Here is a 17,143-nt window from a genome sequence, read left to right on the forward strand (position 1 = left end):
TCGCGTTGAAAGCGTGCTGCCACATCCCTATAGAAGAACAACACTGGATTTTGCGCCGTAACTCCGGCGCTTGAGGGAATTCCAAGCGAAAGGACATTCATGCCCTGGAACGACAAGAGCGGCGGTGGCGGCGGCCCATGGGGCGGCGGCGGCGGTAACAATCAAGGGCCCTGGGGACAGGGGCCGAAGGGGCCAAGCGGCCCGCAAGGGTCGCCTCCCGACCTTGAGGACATCATCCGCCGCGGCCAGGACCGGTTACGACGCGCGCTGCCCGGTGGCGGTGGTGCCAGTCCGGCCGTGTTCGGCCTGATCGCCGCGGTGCTGGTCGTTCTGTGGGCCTTCCAGGCGGTCTATACCGTGCAGCCTGATGAGGTCGCGGTCGAACTGCGCTTCGGCAAGCCGAAGCCTGAACTTTCCCAACCCGGCCTGCATTTCCATTGGTGGCCGCTTGAGACCGTCGAGACGGCCAAGATTTCCGAGCAGCTCGTCGATATTGGCGGCGGCAACACCAGCGGCAACGGGCTGATGCTGTCGGGTGACCAGAACATCGTCAACGTGCAGTTTTCGGTCGCTTATCAGGTGTCCGATCCCCGCGCCTACCTGTTCGACGTCTCCGATCCTGACGGCATGCTGCGGCAGGTCGCCGAAAGCGCCATGCGCGAAGCGGTCGGCCGCCGGCCGGCACAGGACATCTTTCGCGATGACCGCCAGGGCATAGCGGCGTCGGTGCGCGAAATCATCCAGTCGACTCTGGACGGCTACAAGGCTGGTCTCAACGTCAACGCCGTCTCCATCGAGGATGCAGCACCGCCACGCGAAGTGGCCGATGCGTTCGACGAAGTGCAGCGCGCCGAGCAGGACGAGGACAAGTTCGTCGAGCAGGCCAATCAGTATTCCAACCAGAAACTCGGCCAGGCGCGCGGCGAGGCGGCACAGGTCCGTGAAGACGCGGCAGCCTACAAGAACCGCGTGGTGCAGGAAGCCGAAGGTGAGGCCCAGCGCTTCATCTCGGTCTATGACGAATACGTCAAAGCACCCGATGTCACGCGCAAGCGCCTCTATCTGGAAACCATGGAGAAGGTTCTGAAGGATTCGAGCAAGGTCATCGTCGAGCAGGGCAACGGACAAGGCGTCGTGCCTTATCTGCCGCTGCCGGCATTGCAGCCGAAACCGCCGGCTCCAGCCGCGCCTGCCGCGAACACGGGAGGTACCCAGTGATGACCAACCGTCTCCCCATCTTCGTCGTCGTAGCGGCGGTCATCCTGTTTCTGCTCTATTCCTCGGTCTTCGTGGTCAATGCCCGCCAGCAGGCGCTGGTGCTCCGCTTCGGCGAGATCGTCGACGTCAAGAGCGAGCCCGGCATCTATTTCAAGGCGCCGTTCTCGTTCTTCGACGCCGATACGGTGCAACTGATCGAGAACCGGGTGCTGCGCTTCGACCTCGACAACATCCGCGTCCAGGTGTCGGGCGGCAAGTTCTATGAGGTCGACGCCTTCATCGCCTATCGCATCTCGGATCCGCGCGTTTTCCGTGCCGCCGTGTCCGGTCAGATCGAACTGGCTGAAGCGCGCCTGCGGACCCGTCTCGACGCTGCCTTGCGCCGCGTCTACGGTCTGCGCGACTTTGAGGCGGCGCTTTCGGAAGAGCGTGCGGTGATGATGCGCGAAGTGCGCGATCAGCTCCGGCCCGACGCCACCTCGCTTGGCCTGCAGATCGAGGATGTCCGCATCCGCCGTACCGACCTCACGGCCGAGGTTTCACAGCAGACCTACGACCGCATGAAGGCGGAACGCCTGGCGGAAGCGGCGCGGCTGCGGGCGCGCGGCAACGAAGCGGCACAGCGCATCACGGCGCGCGCCGATCGTGAAGTGGTCGAGATTGTTGCCGAAGCGCAAAAGGAGTCCGAGATCCTGCGCGGTGAGGGCGAAGCCCAGCGCAGTGCCACCTTCGCCGGAGCCTATCAGCGCGATCCCGCCTTCTTCGACTTCTACCGGTCGATGAACGCCTATGGCACGGCGCTGGACAACACCGGAACGACGATGGTTCTGTCGCCGAGTTCGGAGTTCTTCCGCTTCTTCCGTGACCCCGACGGCAAGGAAGGGTCGGCGAAACCGACACCGGCGGCTCCAGCAGCACCGACGACGGCACCTGCAACGCCGGCGACACAACCCAGCACCGGCCAGCAATAGCCGGTGCAGGACTTTCTCGCCGCCATGGGCCTCGTCCTCGTGATTGAAGGGCTGGTCTATGGCGGCTTTCCCGGCCTCGCCAGGAAACTTGCCACTGAAGTGCTGTCGCTGCCGGAAAATGCCTTGCGGATCGCCGGGCTGGTGGCGATCGCCATTGGTGTCGGCATCGTCTGGCTGGTGCGGGGCGGATGAGGGCAGGGTGGCCGCGGAATAACGCGCGATTTGCACTCTGCCGATAGCCACAGCCGCAAACGTGCCGTATTTCTTGCCATCATGGCGCGACACGGCGTTTTCGTCGAAGCGCTTTTCTCTTTTTAGAATTCCGGGAGGCTTCTCGATGACATCCACATCCCTTTTGCGTGCGGCACGGCGGACGCTGATCGCCGGAACAGCAGCACTTATTGTCGGCGCAACCGCCGTCCCGTCCTTTACGCCGCCGGCCTTCGCCGCAGACGGACCTGCTTCGGTGGCCGATCTGGCGGACCGTGTTCTCGGCGCGGTGGTCAACATCTCGACCTCGCAGACAGTGAAGGGCACGGAAGGTCCGGGCGCGGTGCCGATGCCGCAGCTGCCCGAAGGTTCGCCGTTCCAGGATTTCTTCGATGATTTCTTCAAGAACAAAGGCGGCGACAAGGACGCCGGCTCGCAGAAGGTCCAGTCGCTGGGCTCCGGCTTCGTCATCGACGCCGAGCAAGGCATCGTCGTCACCAACAACCACGTGATCGCCGATGCCGACGACATCGAGGTCAATTTCTCCGATGGCATCACCTTGAAGGCGACGCTGGTCGGCACCGACACCAAGACCGATGTCGCGGTGCTCAAGGTCGATCCCAAGGGCCACAAGCTGACCGCGGTGAAGTTCGGCGATTCCACCAAGATGCGCGTCGGCGATTGGGTGATGGCGGTCGGCAATCCGTTCGGCCTCGGCGGCACCGTCACGGTCGGCATCGTCTCGGCCCGCAACCGCGACATCAATTCCGGCCCCTATGACGACTTCATCCAGACCGATGCCGCGATCAATCGCGGTAATTCGGGCGGCCCGCTGTTCAACAGCGCCGGCGAGGTCATCGGGATGAACACCGCGATCATTTCGCCGTCCGGCGGTTCGATCGGCATCGGTTTCTCGATTCCCTCGCAGCTTGCCTCGGGCGTCGTCGATCAGCTGCGTCAGTATGGCGAGACACGGCGCGGCTGGCTCGGCGTGCGTATCCAGCCGGTGACGGACGACATCGCCGAAAGCCTCGGCATGGCGACAGCCAAGGGTGCGCTGGTGGCCGGCGTGATCAAGGGCGGACCTGTCGACAACGGTACCATCCAGGCTGGCGACGTCATCATCAAGTTCGACGGCAAGGACATCCATGAAATGCGCGACCTGCCGCGCGTCGTCGCCGAAAGCCCGGTCGGCAAGGCGGTCGACGTGCTGATCGTGCGCAAGGGCGTCGAGCAGACGGTGAAGGTGACGCTTGGCCGGCTCGAGGATGGCGAGAAGCTCGCCAGTGGCGAGAATGGCAACACCGACCAGGACAAGGGCGACAAGGCTCCGGCCGTTTCGACCGCCTCGGTGCTCGGCATGACCGTCGGCGAGATCAATGACGATACGCGCAAGAAGTTCGGCATCGCGGCCGATGTTTCCGGCGTCGTCATCACCGATGTGGCCAAGGACTCGGCCGCGGCCGAGCGCGGCATCCAGCCTGGCGAAGTGATCACCGAGATCGCGCAGGAGTCAGTCGCCACGCCCAAGGACGTCATGGACCGGATCGGCGCGCTGAAGGAGCAGGGGCGCAAGAATGCGCTCTTGATGCTGGCGTCCAAGACCGGTGAGTTGCGCTTCGTGACGATCCGGATGGATTGAGTTTTCAATCCATCGATTTTTCAAAAAAAGGCGGCTAACCAGCCGCCTTTTTTCCTGCCTGCCAGTCCTCGCGAGACAGCCGGTAGAGCACATGCCGCTTGAGCGCGGGATGGCTGTCGGGAATGCTGGGATGATCGAAGTCGGCTACGGGATCAGCTGTCATGCCGAGGCGTTTCATGACGGCGGTCGAGCGGTGGTTTTCGGCTACGGCGAAGGAAACGATCTCGTCGACGGCCAATGTTTCGAAACCGTAGGCGAGCCATGCCTCGGAGGCCTCGGTGACATAGCCCTTGCCCCAGAATTCCGGTGCCAGCCGCCAGCCGATCTCGATTGTGTCGGCCGGCAGGGATGGCACATGATCGGTAGCGAGGAGGCCGACGAAACCGATGCATTGGCCTGATGCGATGATCTCAGCCGCGGCGAAGCCGTAGCCATCCTTATCGATCCAGCCGCGGAGTTCGTCCATCTTGGCGTCGGCCTGCGCACGGTCACGGCGGAACGGGAAGAACTCCATGACGCGCTCGTCGGAGTTGATGCGATGGAACAATTCGCGGTCGCGGTCCTCCCAGTTGCGCAGGATCAGGCGTTCAGTGCGAATGGGTTTCATGTAGCGAATTCTTCCTGGCGATAACCCTGCAGATAGAGCAGTGCGGTCAGGTCGCCGTGGTCGATGCGAACCTTCGCCTGCGCCGCCACTGTCGGCTTGGCATGCAGCGCCACACCGGTTCCGGACAGGCGGATCATGTCGAGATCGTTGGCGCCATCGCCGACGGCAATGGCGTCCGCCGGCATCAATCCAAGGCGCGCCGAGATTTCGATCAGCGCCTCGGCCTTGGCGGCGCGGCCGAGGATCGGCTCGCCGACCAGGCCGGTGAAGTGTCCGTCCTGTTCGAGCAGGCGGTTGGCGCGGTTCTCCTGAAAGCCGAGCATGGCCGCGATGCGCTTCGTGAACACTTCAAAGCCGCCCGAGACAAGTGCCGTCCAGGCGCCATTGGCGCGCATGGTCTGGACCAGCGCGCGGCCGCCCGAGGCCAATGTCAGCCGATTGGCGACGATGCGGTCGACGACGGCGGCATCGAGCCCCTTCAGCAACGCAACGCGCTCGCGCAGCGCCGGTTCGAAGGCGATCTCGCCATTCATCGACCGCGCGGTGATGGCCGCAACGCGATCCTTGACGCCGATCTCGTCGGCCAGTTCGTCGATGCATTCCTGGTCGATCATGGTCGAATCCATGTCGGCGATGAGGAGCTTCTTGCGGCGCGTTTCGGCCTGCTGGACGATCACGTCGACCGGTTCCGCGGCAAGTGCAGTGCGCAGGGCAGCCGTGATATCGGCGGGGTCAGCCTCTTGCAGCAAGGCGAGATCGCAGGCAATGCCTTCGGCCAGCCAGACGACAGTGCTTGCGCCCACCGACCGTGAGGCCATATTCGCAAGCGACGGCGACAAAGCGCGGTCGGCGGGACGGGAAACAAGCGTGGCAATGAGCGGCATCGAGAATTCCGGCACGGATGCGGGCGAAGGCCGCGTGAAGAACGCGATCCTGATAGCCGGGCCGACCGCCAGCGGCAAGTCGGCACTGGCGCTCGATTTGGCCGAACGCACGGGTGGGGTCATCGTCAACACCGATTCCATGCAAGGCTATTCGGTGCTCGATGTGCTGACGGCCAGGCCGGAAGCAGCCGACCTCACACGTGTGCCGCATTTTCTGTACGGCCACGTCCATCCCGGTACCGCCTATTCGACGGGTGCGTGGCTGCGCGATGTGATGAAACTTATCGATGACGGAATGCTGTCGCGGCGGCCGGTCTTCGTCGGCGGCACCGGCCTCTATTTTCGCGCGCTCGCCGAGGGCATTTCGGAAATGCCCGACATTCCGCCGCGCATCCGCGACCGTTGGCGCTATGAGCTGAAGGAGCAAGGCGCCGTCAAGCTGCATGCGCTGCTGCTGCGCGAGGATTCGAGAGCCGCCATGCAGCTGAAGCCGACCGACAGCCAGCGCGTCGTGCGGGCTCTCGAAGTGCTCGACGCCTCCGGCCGATCGATCCTGGAATGGCAGGCCGAGCGCGGCCGGCCGCTCATCGACAGGCAGACCGCGCATTTCCTGGTCATCGAGCCGGACCGGGCGGCGCTTGTCGATCGGATCGAAAAGCGCTTCAACCAGATGCTGGACAAGGGCGCGCTGGAGGAAGTCAGGCAAATTGCTGCCCTTCGCCTCGATCCGGACCTGCCGGCGATGAAGGCGATCGGTGTTCGCGACCTGCAGGCGGCGATGGCCGGACTAACCAGTTTTCCTGAAGCGATCGAGCGCGCCAAGATCGCAACCCGGCAATATGCCAAGCGGCAGGCGACCTGGTTTCGCCATCAACTGGGGCCGGAATGGCAAAGATTACGCCCCGGTGACGATCTCGAAACCACGATCCAAACACTTGTTGCTAATGCAACTTAAAAAGTTGACCTTGAGGGAAGGGTTCGCGCCGAAGTTGTTGTAATTAACGCTCCGTAAGGCGGTCCGTGCCATAAGATCGGTGGGCACTTTCGATCGGGGAGCAGATGCGTTTCCATAAGGCGGAATCCGCTTTTTTCGTCTTTATTTTCGTGATCCTCGCTGCTGGCCTGGTGACACTGCATGCCTATGGGCTCTTGCAATCCTTCGCCACGGAACTCACTACGCAGTCCGGCCTGGACAAGGTCATCTATCTCAACAAGCTGTTGTTCGCGACCGGCGTGCTGCTGGCGACCGCGCTGTTTTTCGGCATCTTCTTCATCTACCCGCTGATCCGCAAACAGGCGACGGACGAGGGCAAGCTGCGCGCCATGACGGTTTCGCTCAGCGCCCGTTCCGAAACGCTTGAGCACGCTGCCCTGACCGACGGCCTGACCGGGATGCAGAACCGGCGCTATTTCGACGATGCGCTGAAGGAATATCTCGAGGAGTTCCGGCGCATCGAGAAGCCGGTCGGACTGATGATCCTCGATCTCGATCATTTCAAGCAGGTCAATGACACGCACGGCCATGATGTCGGCGACGAGGTGCTCAAGGCTGTCGCCAACTGCCTCAAGGACATGACACGTTTCCACGATGTGGTGGCGCGGCTGGGCGGCGAGGAGTTTGCGGTGGTCACACCCAACATGGAGGCGGAGCTGCTGGCCAAATTCGCCGAGCGCATCCGCAAGGCGATCGCCAACATGTCGGTCCTTTCAGGCAATGTCCGGCTCAAGATCACCACCAGCGTCGGCCTTGCCGTCTGGGACCGCAAGGAAACGGCGGAGGAGTTCTATCGTCGCGCCGACCGCCAGCTCTATGAGGCGAAGAGGCAAGGCCGCAACCGCGTCTGCGCCTAAAATCCCATCATTGAATTCGTGAGGCCGGCCGTCTGCCGCCGTTTTCTGCGCTTCCGGTGCTCACGGACTCGGTCTTATGTAGCAAACGCACCAACACGGCAAACGCGCCATGATTAGCGCGCTTGTGTGGGCAGTGCTGTCGCTGGCGTCAATCGGCTACGAAATCGCCGACAACGCCGCGCTGGAAACGAAGTTGGGTAGCGGGCATATCTCCGAATCCCGGTCCATAGCCCACGTTGCCGGGGATGTCTGCTCGCACAAGATCAAGCAGGCCGCCAGTGTGGTGGCGCTCATTCGATATAACCAGCCAATAGTGCACGGAAACCAACAAGCGAACAGGAACCGGCACGTCTCCCTGCCACGGGTCAAGACCGAACAACTCGCCAATCGATTCTATCGTCTCTTTGCTGATTGGCAGGTCGTGTTCTTGAATTGCAATTTTGCCCGGGAAAACGCTAAACCCCATGATTGTAGGCATATCGGGAAGATGCTCGGAAAGAGTGGACAAGCCCGGCGATTTTTCAAAAGAAATGAATTCGGACCGGATCCAAGCGCCTTTGGCCAAAGTTCGGCCAGTGTTCTTCACAGTGAATCTGACAGTCAGTCTACCTTCTTGCTTTTCTCGATCCCAAGTAAGCGGGGAGATGATTTCGACAGCCTCAATTTCAATCCAAGCGCGCTGATCAGCGATGAAAACTTCTCTGGAAAGTTGATTAGCTTCGACGGCGGCTTTCGTAGCATCTCGGTTCAATTCAAGAGTGCTTCTAACCAGCCAGACAGCCCAGACGCTGACGCCTACGCTAAACAGAGCGGAGAAAGCTGCGATCCACTGTGCGTACGTATCAGACGGCGTAGTGTAGGTTTTCCAGAAGCCGGGAGGCTGGACTGGCTTTTCATCCCCGCCGGTTGTTTGCTCGTTGTGCTGCTGTCCGTTCTTGCTGTCGGCTGGATCACTAAACCCGGGAACAGCCCAAACGAGAATCAAAAGGGCAATGCCAAGACCCGCAACTAGGCCAAGTGCAGTGTCTGCGGCCCTATCGCGCTGAGACATTGAAGTAGAAACAACGATTTTCCGCCATCACGCGCCAGTTGCAGTTGGCGAGATCGGGACGACGTTAGCCACCCCTTCAGGCAATGTGGCGCTTAAGCTACCCGTTTGCATTGCCTTCTCGATTTCCTCGCGACACTCGACGGCGTGCTCGGCAGCATAGTGCACTATCTTGCGGCCAACATAGACGAGGATGATAGGGGCCAACGATGCGGCGATGAGGGTATAAAGCCATAAAACTCCGGCGCTCGGGCCATATAAATTCACCGTCAATGACCAAGTGCCAAGATTAAGAGCCACTGCCGACGCGACCGTAAAGCCGCTTAGGCCTGCGCCTGCATAGGCAATGTACCTGTCCAGATGCTTCCTGTAGAGATGATGGTAGATATGTGACCAGACGCCACTGCTTATGCGCGCCTCGCGATCAGCATGTGCGATATCGTCAACGTCGTGGTTTGAAAGACTGCATAGCCCGCGCAGTTGTTTGTAATACCGCATGCTTTTTATATTCTCTGGCGCGGGCTTTTCGGCCGGCTCAAAAACCCGGCGCTGAGCATCGGCAGCAGCGCGGATTTTCTCTCGGTATCGGAAACGAGCAAGCCCGAGATATGCTAGATTGATTGCGAGTGCAGTGCTTGCCAGAGGCTCAAGACTCGTGGCAATTTTTGCTGCACTCGCCACCTGCTCAGCGGCTGAGACATCCATTTTCGCGTCACACCAGTTTTGGTGACGCCGCTATGCAGTAAGGAAATTTCCCACAGACCAGAGGGATTCAAACATCGACTTTAGATGCTTGCCCCCTTTAGCGTCCCCCCACGCTGCAATGGCGGCTACCTGAGATTTATCGTCCTCGAATCGGTAGCAGTCATCATCGGCCACCAAAAGATGAAATTTGATCTTCTGGCTAATATTAGTCGGCAATACTTTCAAGTCAATATTGTCGTAGGTGCTAAGCCGTTGGAAAAACGGGTGGTTCTCTTTCAGGCCGGGCTCAGCGTAATCCAGCAAGATCCTGACCTTATGATCATTCGTAGCGACGAACGCCTGCGCTTCGTCAAGCACGTCGTCGGGGGAATAGACACGCGGATTCAGCGTGCCGCTATAGATATCAACCGTCTTGCGAGCGTGCTTGAACATCGCGCCGACAATGACGCGGGCGTGGTCCACCGACCCGTTGAAAACAGGCTCACCCTTCCGCTCAGCGGCGGCTCTGGCTACTCTGGCGATGTAGTCTTCCATGTCCATGCGCTCGACCGGTTTGATCCATTGACTGGCCTCGCCCCCGGTCGCTCCCTGTCCAAGCGCTAAGGCCTGAAACTAGTCGATGGGACTATCATGTCAATGACATACAGAAAAAAAATTAACTATCCGTTTTGATAGTTAACCGTTTGAAATAGAATGGCTTTTTATGTTACGTCGAGCCGTTCCACATTTGCAGCGATTAAGCATTGGAGTAGAAATGCGGCAGAAAACCCTCCGCGACTGATTTTATTGTTCAGATTCCGCTCGGTCTCATGAACGCCAATGGCGGAAAGTTTTTCGGCGAGCTGCGCATAGGTCACGCCCTTCCGCTTCAATTCAGCCTTCAAAAGGTTCTTCGCTCGCGTCTCGTACTCGACTGTAGCCGGGTCGTCCTTGCGTGCCATCGACTCGCCTCAAAATATCATCATATTTGATGATATAGGCCCTTGCATTTGGCGATACAAGTCCGCATATACGGTGAACAATATCACCGGATATGATGACAATGGCCCAACACTTCCTCCTTTCCGCCGAAAGCCGCACCCTCTCTCTGAAAGAGATTTACAAGGGCGGCGAGGAAAAGGCTTACGACACGTTCAAGCGCCTTCGCTGGGCTTCGACGCAAGGCGAGCCTGTTTGCCCGAAATGCGGATGCCTGGATCATTACGAGATCCCGACCCGTCGGAAGTTCAAGTGCGCCGCATGCGGTGCGCAGTTCTCCGTTACGTCCGGTTCCATCTTCGCTTCGCGCAAGCTGTCGTTCACCGACTTGCTGGCGGCGATCTGCCTGTTCGTCAACGGCTCCAAGGGCATGTCGTCGGTCCAGTTCTCTCGCGATCTGGACGTGCAGTACAAGACCGCCTTTGTGCTGTCGCACAAGCTGCGCGAAGCCCTGTCGGCTGAAACCAAGGACGAAATCCTTGAAGGCGAGGTAGAAATTGACGGCGCATTTTTTGGAGGCACCGTGCGCCCTACGAACCGCGTAGAGGACCGCAAGGACCGTCGCACGAAGGAACACCAGTCAGACCGCCGCCGCGTTGTCATCGCCCTGCGCGAGCGCGCTGGACGCACCCTTACGTTCATTCGTCATCGTGAAGCCGAAGGCGTCGAAATCGCCCGCGCTCGCATGCTGGCCGGCTCGAAGCTGTTCGCGGACGAAGCCAACCATTGGGACGCGCTGGAAGCCGATTACGCTTCGACCCGCATCAACCACTCGGAAAGCTACAGCGACGGCCACGGCAAGCATACGAACATGGTGGAAAGCTATTTCAGCCGCCTGCGCCGCATGGTCGTCGGCCAGCACCACCACGTTTCGCACAAGTACCTCTACCAGTACGCCAATCATGCCGCGTGGCTTGAAGATCACCGTCGCCGCTCAAATGGCGGCAACGCCTTCGCCATTCTTGGCGGCGCGCTCAACCATCCTGTGAGCCGTATTTGGGCAGGGTATTGGCAGCGCGGCTCTTGATAGGCGTCTTGACAAAACGGCTTGATAAGCGCATATCAATCCCGTGCCCGCATGGCGGAATTGGTAGACGCAGCGGCTTAGAAAACCGAAGTCCTCTCCGGGGCGTGCCAGTTCAAGTCTGGCTGTGGGCACCACGTCGCAACCAAAGGAACAAAAGGAAATGGCAAGCGCGAGAGAGCAAATGAAAATGTTAGAGGCCGAATTGGTGCGCGTTCGCACCGAAATCGATAAACTTCGGGTCGAGGAGGCGCTACTGCTCAAGATGCTGGGTAAGATGTCTGGCGCTCCCGCGCTGGCTCCGCAGAGCCGGACACGCTCCCCTAGTGTCAAGCCGGTTGTCCTTGATATCATGCGCGAGGCAGGCTTTGACGGAGCCACCACCGCAGAGGTTGATGACATCGTTCGGCAAAAGGTTCCAACCGTAGCCAAGGACACAGTCGGGTCGATCTTGTCCCGACTCAAGAGCGAAGGGGCGTTGGTCTATTGGGGTGAGCGGTACTACGAGAAGCAGTTTGCCCCGAAAGACGAGCAAAACCCTTTTGACCGAATCCGAGCAGTGAACTAGACACGAAAACGCCGGGAAGCGCTAACTTCCCGGCGTTTGACTGTGGGCGCCCGTAGCTCAATGGACAGAGCAGTCCTCTCGTAAAGACACGGTTGCAGGTTCGAATCCTGTCGGGCGCGCCATAGCGGAAATGATCGAAGCCTCTCCGGGGCGTTTCCATCGCTTCCATAAATAATATGGGCCATTGGCCCGCTTAATGCACGTCAATCTTGTCCAGTCAGTTAGCGTCCGTTTAATTGACTCGTATCGTTTAGACTCCATCAGCCCACTATCAAGTTTAGCGAGCCTAAAAAAATTAGCGCATTTTCAAACCCTATCCGATTTGAAGCGCGGTTTTTCGGCTTAGCAAATTTTCGCGCTTTTCGCGCCTATGCCGCCAGCCCTTGGCCGTCTTGATATTGTTCACGAGCGGCTTCACCAAGGCGGCGTCCCAACCCCTCGCTAGTACAATGCGCGTAGCCGTTTCGCGGTTTGACGCGCTGCCTTCCGCCTCGTGCTTCAGGATGAGCCTGTAAAGCTCGCCCTTGCGGAATCGGCTGGGTGTGCGCCGTAGCGGCACGATTAGCGACGGGTCGCCCTTGTAGCCAAGGATAAGCAATACGGCGTCTATGTGCTGTAGCTGGTCAACCAGGTCCGCGCCCTTGAACCGGATTAGGCCGGATATCTCGGAACGCTTGGCGACAAGGGTGTTGATTGCATGCTCGTATCGGGTCGAGCGGACGATGGGTGCTACTCTGGGCATCCCCGGATTTTATGGGAACCCACCCTTTAGGTCGTGCGCGAAGTTGGTGCGTTTGCTACATAAGACCGCACGGACTGAATGTCCGCTCCGCTCCGGTTGTCGAAAACAACACCAGCCGACTCGGCCTGACGAATTCCCTGACGGGATTTACCCAGGCCGGCCAGCGAAGGCAGGGACAGAGCGTGCTTTTGCGGAATTCTCGGAACTGTTGGCAGATGGGGGCGTGGCGCCCAGGCTTAATCGTTCTGGGGGCGCATGCCGAAGGTGGCGGGCTTCAGACCGTAGCGCATGTCGAAATCGTCATCCGATGGCGCTCGGGTGGCTGGCGGCTTGCGGTAGTCTGGATCGCCGGCCTGACGGCCGGAATCGACCACTTCGGCGAAGGCCATGCCGCCCTGCTGCGATGGTTTCGGTACATTGCGCAGCCGTTCGACGATCGCCACCAGATCGACATCGTCGTTGACCTTTGGCCCCTCGGTCTCTTCGCGCTTGGCCGTGCCGGGAAGCAGGTGGCTGGGCAGTCGTTCGAACTTCAGCCGCATGGTGGTCGCCACGCCTTCGCCGAAGGCAATGGCTTCGCGTTGGCCCATGGACGACAGGAAGGCAAGGCTCGAGGCGGACGAGTCGGCGATGGCCGACCGGATGATTGCCTGGTCCTGCTCGTTGGCTAGTCGCATGGCAAAGAAGGTCGAGCATTGCGACAGGATGGTCGGGTCGAGCTCGCCAGGACGCTGGGTGACGACGCCGAGATAGCAGCCATATTTGCGACCTTCCTTGGCGATGCGCGACAGCGCGTGCCTTGTCGGCGCGAAGCCGAGACGCGGATCGGCCGGCATATAGCGATGCGCTTCCTCGCACAGCAACAGGAGCTGCAGCTTGCCCTCGCTCCATAAAGCAAGATCGAAGGCCAGGCGCGCCAGCACCGAGCAGACGGAATTGACCACTTCGGAGGGCATGCCTGCCATCTCGAAGCAGGTCACCGGGCGGCCGTGATGCGGCACGCGAAAAATGTTGCCGATCGTCTCGTGGATGGTGTCCTCGATCAGGCGGGAATTGAACATGAAGCGGTAACGCGGATCGGCGGCGGCCAATTCGATGCGTGTCTTCAGCGATTTGAGCGTCGGGCGCTCGTTCTTGCTTTCGAGCATACCCATGCGCTCGTCGATCTGCTTGAGCAGATCCGCGACGCGGTAGGGCACAGGTGTATCGGCGGTCAGCGCATCATTGCCGCGCCGGAGATAGGCACCTGAATTCGGGTTGCGGTAGAGGTTCTTGGCGAGCGGGATGAGGTCGCGCAGGGCGTCGATCTCTTCGGGGACCGTTTCACGGCCGCGAAACAGCACCTCGGCGAATTCCTCGAGCTTGAACATCCAGAACGGCAGGTCGAGCGTCTTGGAATCGACCCTGACGCAATACTCGGGCAGCGATGAGGCAAATTCATTGTGCGGATCAAGGATAAGGATGCGCAGATCAGGGCGTGCCTGAATCGCTTTGCGCAGCAGCAGCGACACGGCGGTGGACTTGCCGACGCCGGTGGTGCCGACAACGGCGAAATGGCGCGCCAGCGTGTCGTCGATGGCGATGTTGGCGGCTATCGTCTCGTCCTGCGCCAGAGAGCCGATGGTGATAGAATGGCGGCCCGCGAGATCATAGACCGCCTGCAGGTCTCGGGTGCGGATGCGGTGCGCGACCGCACCGATATGCGGATAGGTGGTGATGCCGCGGTCGAAGATCGGCCTGGCACCGGGCTCGGCGCCGTCGCGAACTTCACCGACCAGCTCGATGCTGACCTCGATGGGGTTCTGGCCCTCGTTGCTCCAGGCGCGGTTCGATTTGCCGATCGCGTAAACGAGACCCACGGTTCGCGTCGTGCCCAGATTGATCGAGATCATCTTGCCGACCGTCCACAGGCCGGTGACAGACCCGTCGATGTCGTCGGCATAGGCGGCGATGGTGGCGCGCGCGCCGTCGCATTGCACGACATTGCCCAGGATGCGCCGGTCGTTCTGCTCCGCGTCGCGGCGCTCCTGCGATGTCGGTTCTGCGACGGAAGCTTCGCGTTCGACATACATTGACAGGCCAATCCCCATTTCCCTGGAAGTCAGACCCTACAGGAATGGGGTTAAGGTCGGATGAGGTCGGATGGTGTAGAGAGGATTAAGCTGCTGGCGAAAATTGTCGCAAAATGGCTCTTCTCCAAGGCTCGTCTTTCGCTATAATGGACGAATGGATGATATAGCGAACGATATTTCCTCAACCATCGGCAAGCGGATCCACACTGAAAGAGGCATGCGGGACTGGTCGCTGGCCGATCTCGCCGAACGCTCCGGCGTTTCCAAGGCGATGCTGAGCACGATAGAGCGCGGCATGACCAGCCCGACCGCAGCTCTTCTGGTGCGCATCGCGGCGGCCTTCGGCATGACGCTGTCGACCCTCATCGCGCGGGCGGAACTGCAGGGGGGCGGATTGCTGCGCAAGGCCGACCAGCCGGTGTGGCGCGATCCCGATACGGGCTATGTCAGGCGGCATTTGTCACCGGCCACCGACATGCCGCTCGAACTGATCAAGGTGCATCTGCCGGCGGGCGCCAGGGTCAGCTTGCCGGCGGCCTCCTACGCCTTCATCAAGCAGCAGATCTGGCTGATTTCCGGACGGCTCGACTTCACCGAGGGTGATGTGGTGCACAGGCTGGAGCCTGGCGACTGCCTGGCGCTGGGCGCGCCGTCGGACTGTACCTTCCACGCCCCGGAGGCGGGAGCCGACTATCTCGTCGCGCTGGTCAGGGGCTGACATCATGGCGAGACGTCCCAAACGCTCCCACAATGGGGGGCCGCCTCTTGATGAATACAAGGGACCGCCATGGGGCGGGGCGATCCCTACATCTTCCTCGCCTGGCAGGCCGCGCACGCCAAGGCATGGAAGGCGCCGAGCCGCGAAATCATGTTGATGCGCATGGACAAGGCCGAGCGGCTGGGCCTGACCTATGAGGAGTACACGCTCGAGATCCTCGAGCGTGGGCGCCATCTCAGGGAAGAAGACACCGAGCGCATCAGCGCCATCAAGGCCGCACGCAGGCGACGCCGCGCGAGCCGTCTCGACTGATGCCGGCACGCTGTCGCCCCCGTTTCCAGAGGACTGGCCCAGAGGACTAGCAATGAATTCCATTGAAATCGAAGCCCTGAGCGCCAGTGCGGAAACACTGGCAGCCCTGGCTGATCTGCTGGTCGAGACGGTTGCCGCAGGCGGATCGGTCAGTTTCATGCATCCGCTGGCGCCGGAGGCGGCAAGCGCGTTCTGGGAGAAGTCTCTGGCCACGGCCGCAAAAGGCGAACGGGTGGTGCTCGGCGCTTGGGACGGCAAGGCCCTTGTCGGCACCGTCACGCTGCTGCTCGACTTCCCGCCCAACCAGCCGCACCGGGCCGAGATCGCCAAGCTGATGACATCGGTCGGATACCGGGGCAGGGGTGTCGGAACGCGCCTGATTCGGGCGGCCGAGCGTCTCGCTGTCGAGAAGGGTCGCACCTTGCTGGTTCTGGATACGGCGACGGAAGAGGGTGCTTCAGGCCTCTACGAAAAACTCGGTTTTACGTTAGCCGGCGAAATACCGGACTATGCGCTGAAGCCGCATGGCGGGCTGACCGGCACGCTGATCTATTGGAAGCGCATCGGTGCCACGTCCCGATAAATCGAGCCGGTCAGGCCACACCGGAGAGGCGCGACAGCAGCCACTGGCGGAACTCCTGCTCGGCGCTGGTCAGGCGCGCGGTCGAGGCTCTGGTCAGAAAATGCCCTGAGTTGCTGGAGAGCTCAAAGTCGGAAAGCCTGACCAGGGTCCCGCCTTCGAGTGCGGTGTCGACCAGTGGCCGCGAGCCCAGAAGCACACCAGCTCCCGCACGAGCCGCCTCCATAGCCGCAACGAAGCTGTCGAAACGGTGCGACCTTCCGGGATGGCCCGCCAATCCGGCGGCGACAAACCATTCCGCCCACATCTCACGTGCGCCGGCGACCAGAAGCAGGGGCAGCGATGCCCAGTCGGTATCGACGGCCAGGATGGGAGCCGCCACCGGCACCAGCCGCTCGGTGGTCAGCCTGTCTGCTTCGCGGCCGGGAAAGGATCCGTTGCCGAAGCGGATGTCGAGCGCCGAGCCCGGCAAATCGTAGTCGGCCGGGCGATGGATCGTCACCAGGTCGAGTTGGATGCGAGGCAGCGCCCTGGCAAGATCGGGCAGTGCTGGAACGAGCATCAGCAAGGCAAATGAGATCGGTACGCGGATGGTCACCGTCCGGACGGCGCGCGGCTCGAACAGTTGCGCCGTGCTGCTGCCAATGGTGGCGAAGGCCGACTGGATATGGGGCAGATAGGCAGCGCCTTCCGGCGACAGTGCGACCCCGCGCGCCAGCCGCGTGAACAGACGCGTCTTCAGCCGCTCCTCGAGCAGTCGGATGTGCTGGCTGACGGCGGCCTGGGTCAAACCGAGTTCAGCTGCCGCGGCCGTGAAATTCGACAGCCGCGCCGCAGCCTCGAAACTGCGCAGCCAGTCGAGTGGAGGCAATGTCGGGATGGTTCTCTGAGCCATTATTAATTTACTGCCATTGACCAAAAAATGATAATTTGAATTATGCCTTGCTTGAGATCAACATGCAATCGAAACCCACGGACAGAGCCGTGGGCACCAAGCGGACAGGAACGGATTA

The 17,143-nt window shown here is 60.8% G+C and carries 19 protein-coding genes, 2 tRNA genes and 1 pseudogene; 14 read left to right on the plus strand and 8 right to left on the minus strand.

Going from position 1 to position 17,143, the window contains the following annotated elements; translation table 11 throughout:
- The first annotated feature begins 99 nt into the window (after positions 1 to 99).
- The 4 genes from hflK (at position 100) to A3A9_RS0106315 (ending at position 4,041) form a co-directional block, all read left to right on the plus strand.
- Complete coding sequence (hflK, locus tag A3A9_RS0106300; protein WP_027058018.1) at positions 100 to 1,218, plus strand: FtsH protease activity modulator HflK; 1,119 nt, start codon at positions 100 to 102, stop codon at positions 1,216 to 1,218.
- Entirely contained in the window at positions 1,218 to 2,189 is a 972-nt protein-coding gene (gene hflC, locus A3A9_RS0106305; RefSeq protein ID WP_027058019.1) for a protease modulator HflC, read from the plus strand. The genes hflK and hflC overlap by 1 nt, the downstream gene beginning before the upstream one ends.
- Positions 2,190 to 2,192: 3 nt before the next feature.
- Positions 2,193 to 2,381, plus strand: a complete 189-nt coding sequence (locus tag A3A9_RS0106310) for a DUF2065 domain-containing protein (RefSeq protein WP_027058020.1) — start codon at positions 2,193 to 2,195, stop codon at positions 2,379 to 2,381.
- A gap of 145 nt (positions 2,382 to 2,526) precedes the next feature.
- Positions 2,527 to 4,041 carry a DegQ family serine endoprotease gene (locus tag A3A9_RS0106315; protein ID WP_027058021.1) on the plus strand — a complete coding sequence of 505 codons (1,515 nt, stop codon included), beginning with the start codon at positions 2,527 to 2,529 and terminating at the stop codon, positions 4,039 to 4,041.
- A 34-nt stretch (positions 4,042 to 4,075) separates the two neighbouring features.
- Here the strand turns inward: A3A9_RS0106315 and A3A9_RS0106320 are convergent, their stop codons facing one another.
- On the minus strand, positions 4,076 to 4,648 hold the full coding sequence (locus A3A9_RS0106320; protein WP_027058022.1) for a GNAT family N-acetyltransferase: 573 nt from the start codon (positions 4,646 to 4,648) through the stop codon (positions 4,076 to 4,078).
- Positions 4,645 to 5,532 carry a phosphoserine phosphatase SerB gene (serB, locus tag A3A9_RS0106325; protein ID WP_027058023.1) on the minus strand — a complete coding sequence of 296 codons (888 nt, stop codon included), beginning with the start codon at positions 5,530 to 5,532 and terminating at the stop codon, positions 4,645 to 4,647. The genes A3A9_RS0106320 and serB overlap by 4 nt, the downstream gene beginning before the upstream one ends.
- Here serB and miaA point away from each other — a divergent pair.
- From miaA to A3A9_RS43870, 3 genes are all read left to right on the plus strand, one after another.
- Positions 5,522 to 6,487, plus strand: coding sequence for a tRNA (adenosine(37)-N6)-dimethylallyltransferase MiaA (miaA, locus tag A3A9_RS0106330; protein WP_027058024.1), 966 nt, complete (start codon positions 5,522 to 5,524; stop codon positions 6,485 to 6,487). The genes serB and miaA overlap by 11 nt on opposite strands.
- A 104-nt stretch (positions 6,488 to 6,591) precedes the next feature.
- On the plus strand, positions 6,592 to 7,383 hold the full coding sequence (locus A3A9_RS0106335) for a GGDEF domain-containing protein (RefSeq protein WP_027058025.1): 792 nt from the start codon (positions 6,592 to 6,594) through the stop codon (positions 7,381 to 7,383).
- A gap of 109 nt (positions 7,384 to 7,492) precedes the next feature.
- A complete protein-coding gene (locus A3A9_RS43870) occupies positions 7,493 to 8,395 on the plus strand; it encodes a hypothetical protein (RefSeq protein ID WP_152536071.1) in 903 nt (300 codons plus the stop codon).
- 66 nt (positions 8,396 to 8,461) lie between these two features.
- Here A3A9_RS43870 and A3A9_RS0106345 read toward each other — a convergent pair whose 3' ends face one another.
- The 3 genes from A3A9_RS0106345 to A3A9_RS0106355 form a co-directional block, all read right to left on the minus strand.
- Positions 8,462 to 9,136 carry a hypothetical protein gene (locus tag A3A9_RS0106345; RefSeq protein WP_027058027.1) on the minus strand — a complete coding sequence of 225 codons (675 nt, stop codon included), beginning with the start codon at positions 9,134 to 9,136 and terminating at the stop codon, positions 8,462 to 8,464.
- A gap of 30 nt (positions 9,137 to 9,166) precedes the next feature.
- Positions 9,167 to 9,670 carry a hypothetical protein gene (locus A3A9_RS0106350; RefSeq protein WP_152536072.1) on the minus strand — a complete coding sequence of 168 codons (504 nt, stop codon included), beginning with the start codon at positions 9,668 to 9,670 and terminating at the stop codon, positions 9,167 to 9,169.
- A gap of 167 nt (positions 9,671 to 9,837) precedes the next feature.
- Entirely contained in the window at positions 9,838 to 10,077 is a 240-nt protein-coding gene (locus A3A9_RS0106355; protein WP_027058029.1) for a DUF6471 domain-containing protein, read from the minus strand.
- 101 nt (positions 10,078 to 10,178) lie between these two features.
- Between A3A9_RS0106355 and A3A9_RS0106360 the strand changes: the two genes are divergently transcribed.
- From A3A9_RS0106360 to A3A9_RS0106375, 4 genes are all read left to right on the plus strand, one after another.
- Positions 10,179 to 11,141: an IS1595 family transposase gene (locus A3A9_RS0106360; protein WP_027058030.1), complete on the plus strand. Its 963-nt coding sequence runs from the start codon at positions 10,179 to 10,181 to the stop codon at positions 11,139 to 11,141.
- A gap of 45 nt (positions 11,142 to 11,186) precedes the next feature.
- Positions 11,187 to 11,275: transfer RNA gene (locus A3A9_RS0106365), tRNA-Ser, on the plus strand.
- A 47-nt stretch (positions 11,276 to 11,322) separates the two neighbouring features.
- Positions 11,323 to 11,706: a hypothetical protein gene (locus tag A3A9_RS42380; protein ID WP_027058031.1), complete on the plus strand. Its 384-nt coding sequence runs from the start codon at positions 11,323 to 11,325 to the stop codon at positions 11,704 to 11,706.
- A 46-nt stretch (positions 11,707 to 11,752) separates the two neighbouring features.
- Positions 11,753 to 11,828 (plus strand) — tRNA-Thr (locus A3A9_RS0106375).
- A 191-nt stretch (positions 11,829 to 12,019) separates the two neighbouring features.
- Here A3A9_RS0106375 and A3A9_RS0106380 read toward each other — a convergent pair.
- Complete coding sequence (locus A3A9_RS0106380) at positions 12,020 to 12,448, minus strand: hypothetical protein (RefSeq protein ID WP_027058032.1); 429 nt, start codon at positions 12,446 to 12,448, stop codon at positions 12,020 to 12,022.
- Between the two features lie 236 nt (positions 12,449 to 12,684).
- Positions 12,685 to 14,520: an ATP-binding protein gene (locus A3A9_RS0106385; protein WP_027058033.1), complete on the minus strand. Its 1,836-nt coding sequence runs from the start codon at positions 14,518 to 14,520 to the stop codon at positions 12,685 to 12,687.
- A 154-nt stretch (positions 14,521 to 14,674) separates the two neighbouring features.
- Here A3A9_RS0106385 and A3A9_RS0106390 point away from each other — a divergent pair, with 154 nt between their 5' ends.
- The 3 genes and pseudogenes from A3A9_RS0106390 (at position 14,675) to A3A9_RS0106400 (ending at position 16,133) form a co-directional block, all read left to right on the plus strand.
- The gene (locus A3A9_RS0106390) at positions 14,675 to 15,238 is read left to right on the plus strand and encodes a helix-turn-helix domain-containing protein (protein WP_027058034.1); all 564 of its coding nucleotides are present in this window, start codon (positions 14,675 to 14,677) and stop codon (positions 15,236 to 15,238) included.
- Between the two features lie 4 nt (positions 15,239 to 15,242).
- A pseudogene (locus A3A9_RS41090) lies at positions 15,243 to 15,550 on the plus strand (hypothetical protein).
- A 52-nt stretch (positions 15,551 to 15,602) separates the two neighbouring features.
- Positions 15,603 to 16,133, plus strand: a complete 531-nt coding sequence (locus A3A9_RS0106400; protein WP_027058035.1) for a GNAT family N-acetyltransferase — start codon at positions 15,603 to 15,605, stop codon at positions 16,131 to 16,133.
- 10 nt (positions 16,134 to 16,143) lie between these two features.
- Here A3A9_RS0106400 and A3A9_RS0106405 read toward each other — a convergent pair whose 3' ends face one another.
- Positions 16,144 to 17,025 carry a LysR family transcriptional regulator gene (locus A3A9_RS0106405; RefSeq protein WP_027058036.1) on the minus strand — a complete coding sequence of 294 codons (882 nt, stop codon included), beginning with the start codon at positions 17,023 to 17,025 and terminating at the stop codon, positions 16,144 to 16,146.
- Positions 17,026 to 17,143 lie beyond the last annotated feature (118 nt).

This window comes from Mesorhizobium loti CJ3sym (assembly GCF_000472785.1).
GTDB lineage: Bacteria > Pseudomonadota > Alphaproteobacteria > Rhizobiales > Rhizobiaceae > Mesorhizobium > Mesorhizobium loti_E.

Excerpts from the sequence above, each read along its gene's own strand:
- A3A9_RS0106405 (WP_027058036.1), bottom strand. The coding sequence starts at position 17,025 with ATGGCTCAGAGAACCATCCCGACATTGCCTCCACTCGACTGGCTGCGC.
- hflC (WP_027058019.1), top strand. The coding sequence starts at position 1,218 with ATGACCAACCGTCTCCCCATCTTCGTCGTCGTAGCGGCGGTCATCCTG.
- A3A9_RS0106360 (WP_027058030.1), top strand. The coding sequence starts at position 10,179 with ATGGCCCAACACTTCCTCCTTTCCGCCGAAAGCCGCACCCTCTCTCTG.
- A3A9_RS0106355 (WP_027058029.1), bottom strand. The coding sequence starts at position 10,077 with ATGGCACGCAAGGACGACCCGGCTACAGTCGAGTACGAGACGCGAGCG.
- A3A9_RS42380 (WP_027058031.1), top strand. The coding sequence starts at position 11,323 with ATGAAAATGTTAGAGGCCGAATTGGTGCGCGTTCGCACCGAAATCGAT.
- A3A9_RS43870 (WP_152536071.1), top strand. The coding sequence starts at position 7,493 with ATGATTAGCGCGCTTGTGTGGGCAGTGCTGTCGCTGGCGTCAATCGGC.
- hflK (WP_027058018.1), top strand. The coding sequence starts at position 100 with ATGCCCTGGAACGACAAGAGCGGCGGTGGCGGCGGCCCATGGGGCGGC.
- A3A9_RS0106390 (WP_027058034.1), top strand. The coding sequence starts at position 14,675 with ATGGATGATATAGCGAACGATATTTCCTCAACCATCGGCAAGCGGATC.
- A3A9_RS0106385 (WP_027058033.1), bottom strand. The coding sequence starts at position 14,520 with ATGTATGTCGAACGCGAAGCTTCCGTCGCAGAACCGACATCGCAGGAG.
- A3A9_RS0106400 (WP_027058035.1), top strand. The coding sequence starts at position 15,603 with ATGAATTCCATTGAAATCGAAGCCCTGAGCGCCAGTGCGGAAACACTG.
- A3A9_RS0106380 (WP_027058032.1), bottom strand. The coding sequence starts at position 12,448 with ATGCCCAGAGTAGCACCCATCGTCCGCTCGACCCGATACGAGCATGCA.
- miaA (WP_027058024.1), top strand. The coding sequence starts at position 5,522 with ATGAGCGGCATCGAGAATTCCGGCACGGATGCGGGCGAAGGCCGCGTG.
- A3A9_RS0106345 (WP_027058027.1), bottom strand. The coding sequence starts at position 9,136 with ATGGATGTCTCAGCCGCTGAGCAGGTGGCGAGTGCAGCAAAAATTGCC.
- A3A9_RS0106315 (WP_027058021.1), top strand. The coding sequence starts at position 2,527 with ATGACATCCACATCCCTTTTGCGTGCGGCACGGCGGACGCTGATCGCC.
- A3A9_RS0106350 (WP_152536072.1), bottom strand. The coding sequence starts at position 9,670 with ATGGAAGACTACATCGCCAGAGTAGCCAGAGCCGCCGCTGAGCGGAAG.
- A3A9_RS0106320 (WP_027058022.1), bottom strand. The coding sequence starts at position 4,648 with ATGAAACCCATTCGCACTGAACGCCTGATCCTGCGCAACTGGGAGGAC.
- serB (WP_027058023.1), bottom strand. The coding sequence starts at position 5,532 with ATGCCGCTCATTGCCACGCTTGTTTCCCGTCCCGCCGACCGCGCTTTG.
- A3A9_RS0106335 (WP_027058025.1), top strand. The coding sequence starts at position 6,592 with ATGCGTTTCCATAAGGCGGAATCCGCTTTTTTCGTCTTTATTTTCGTG.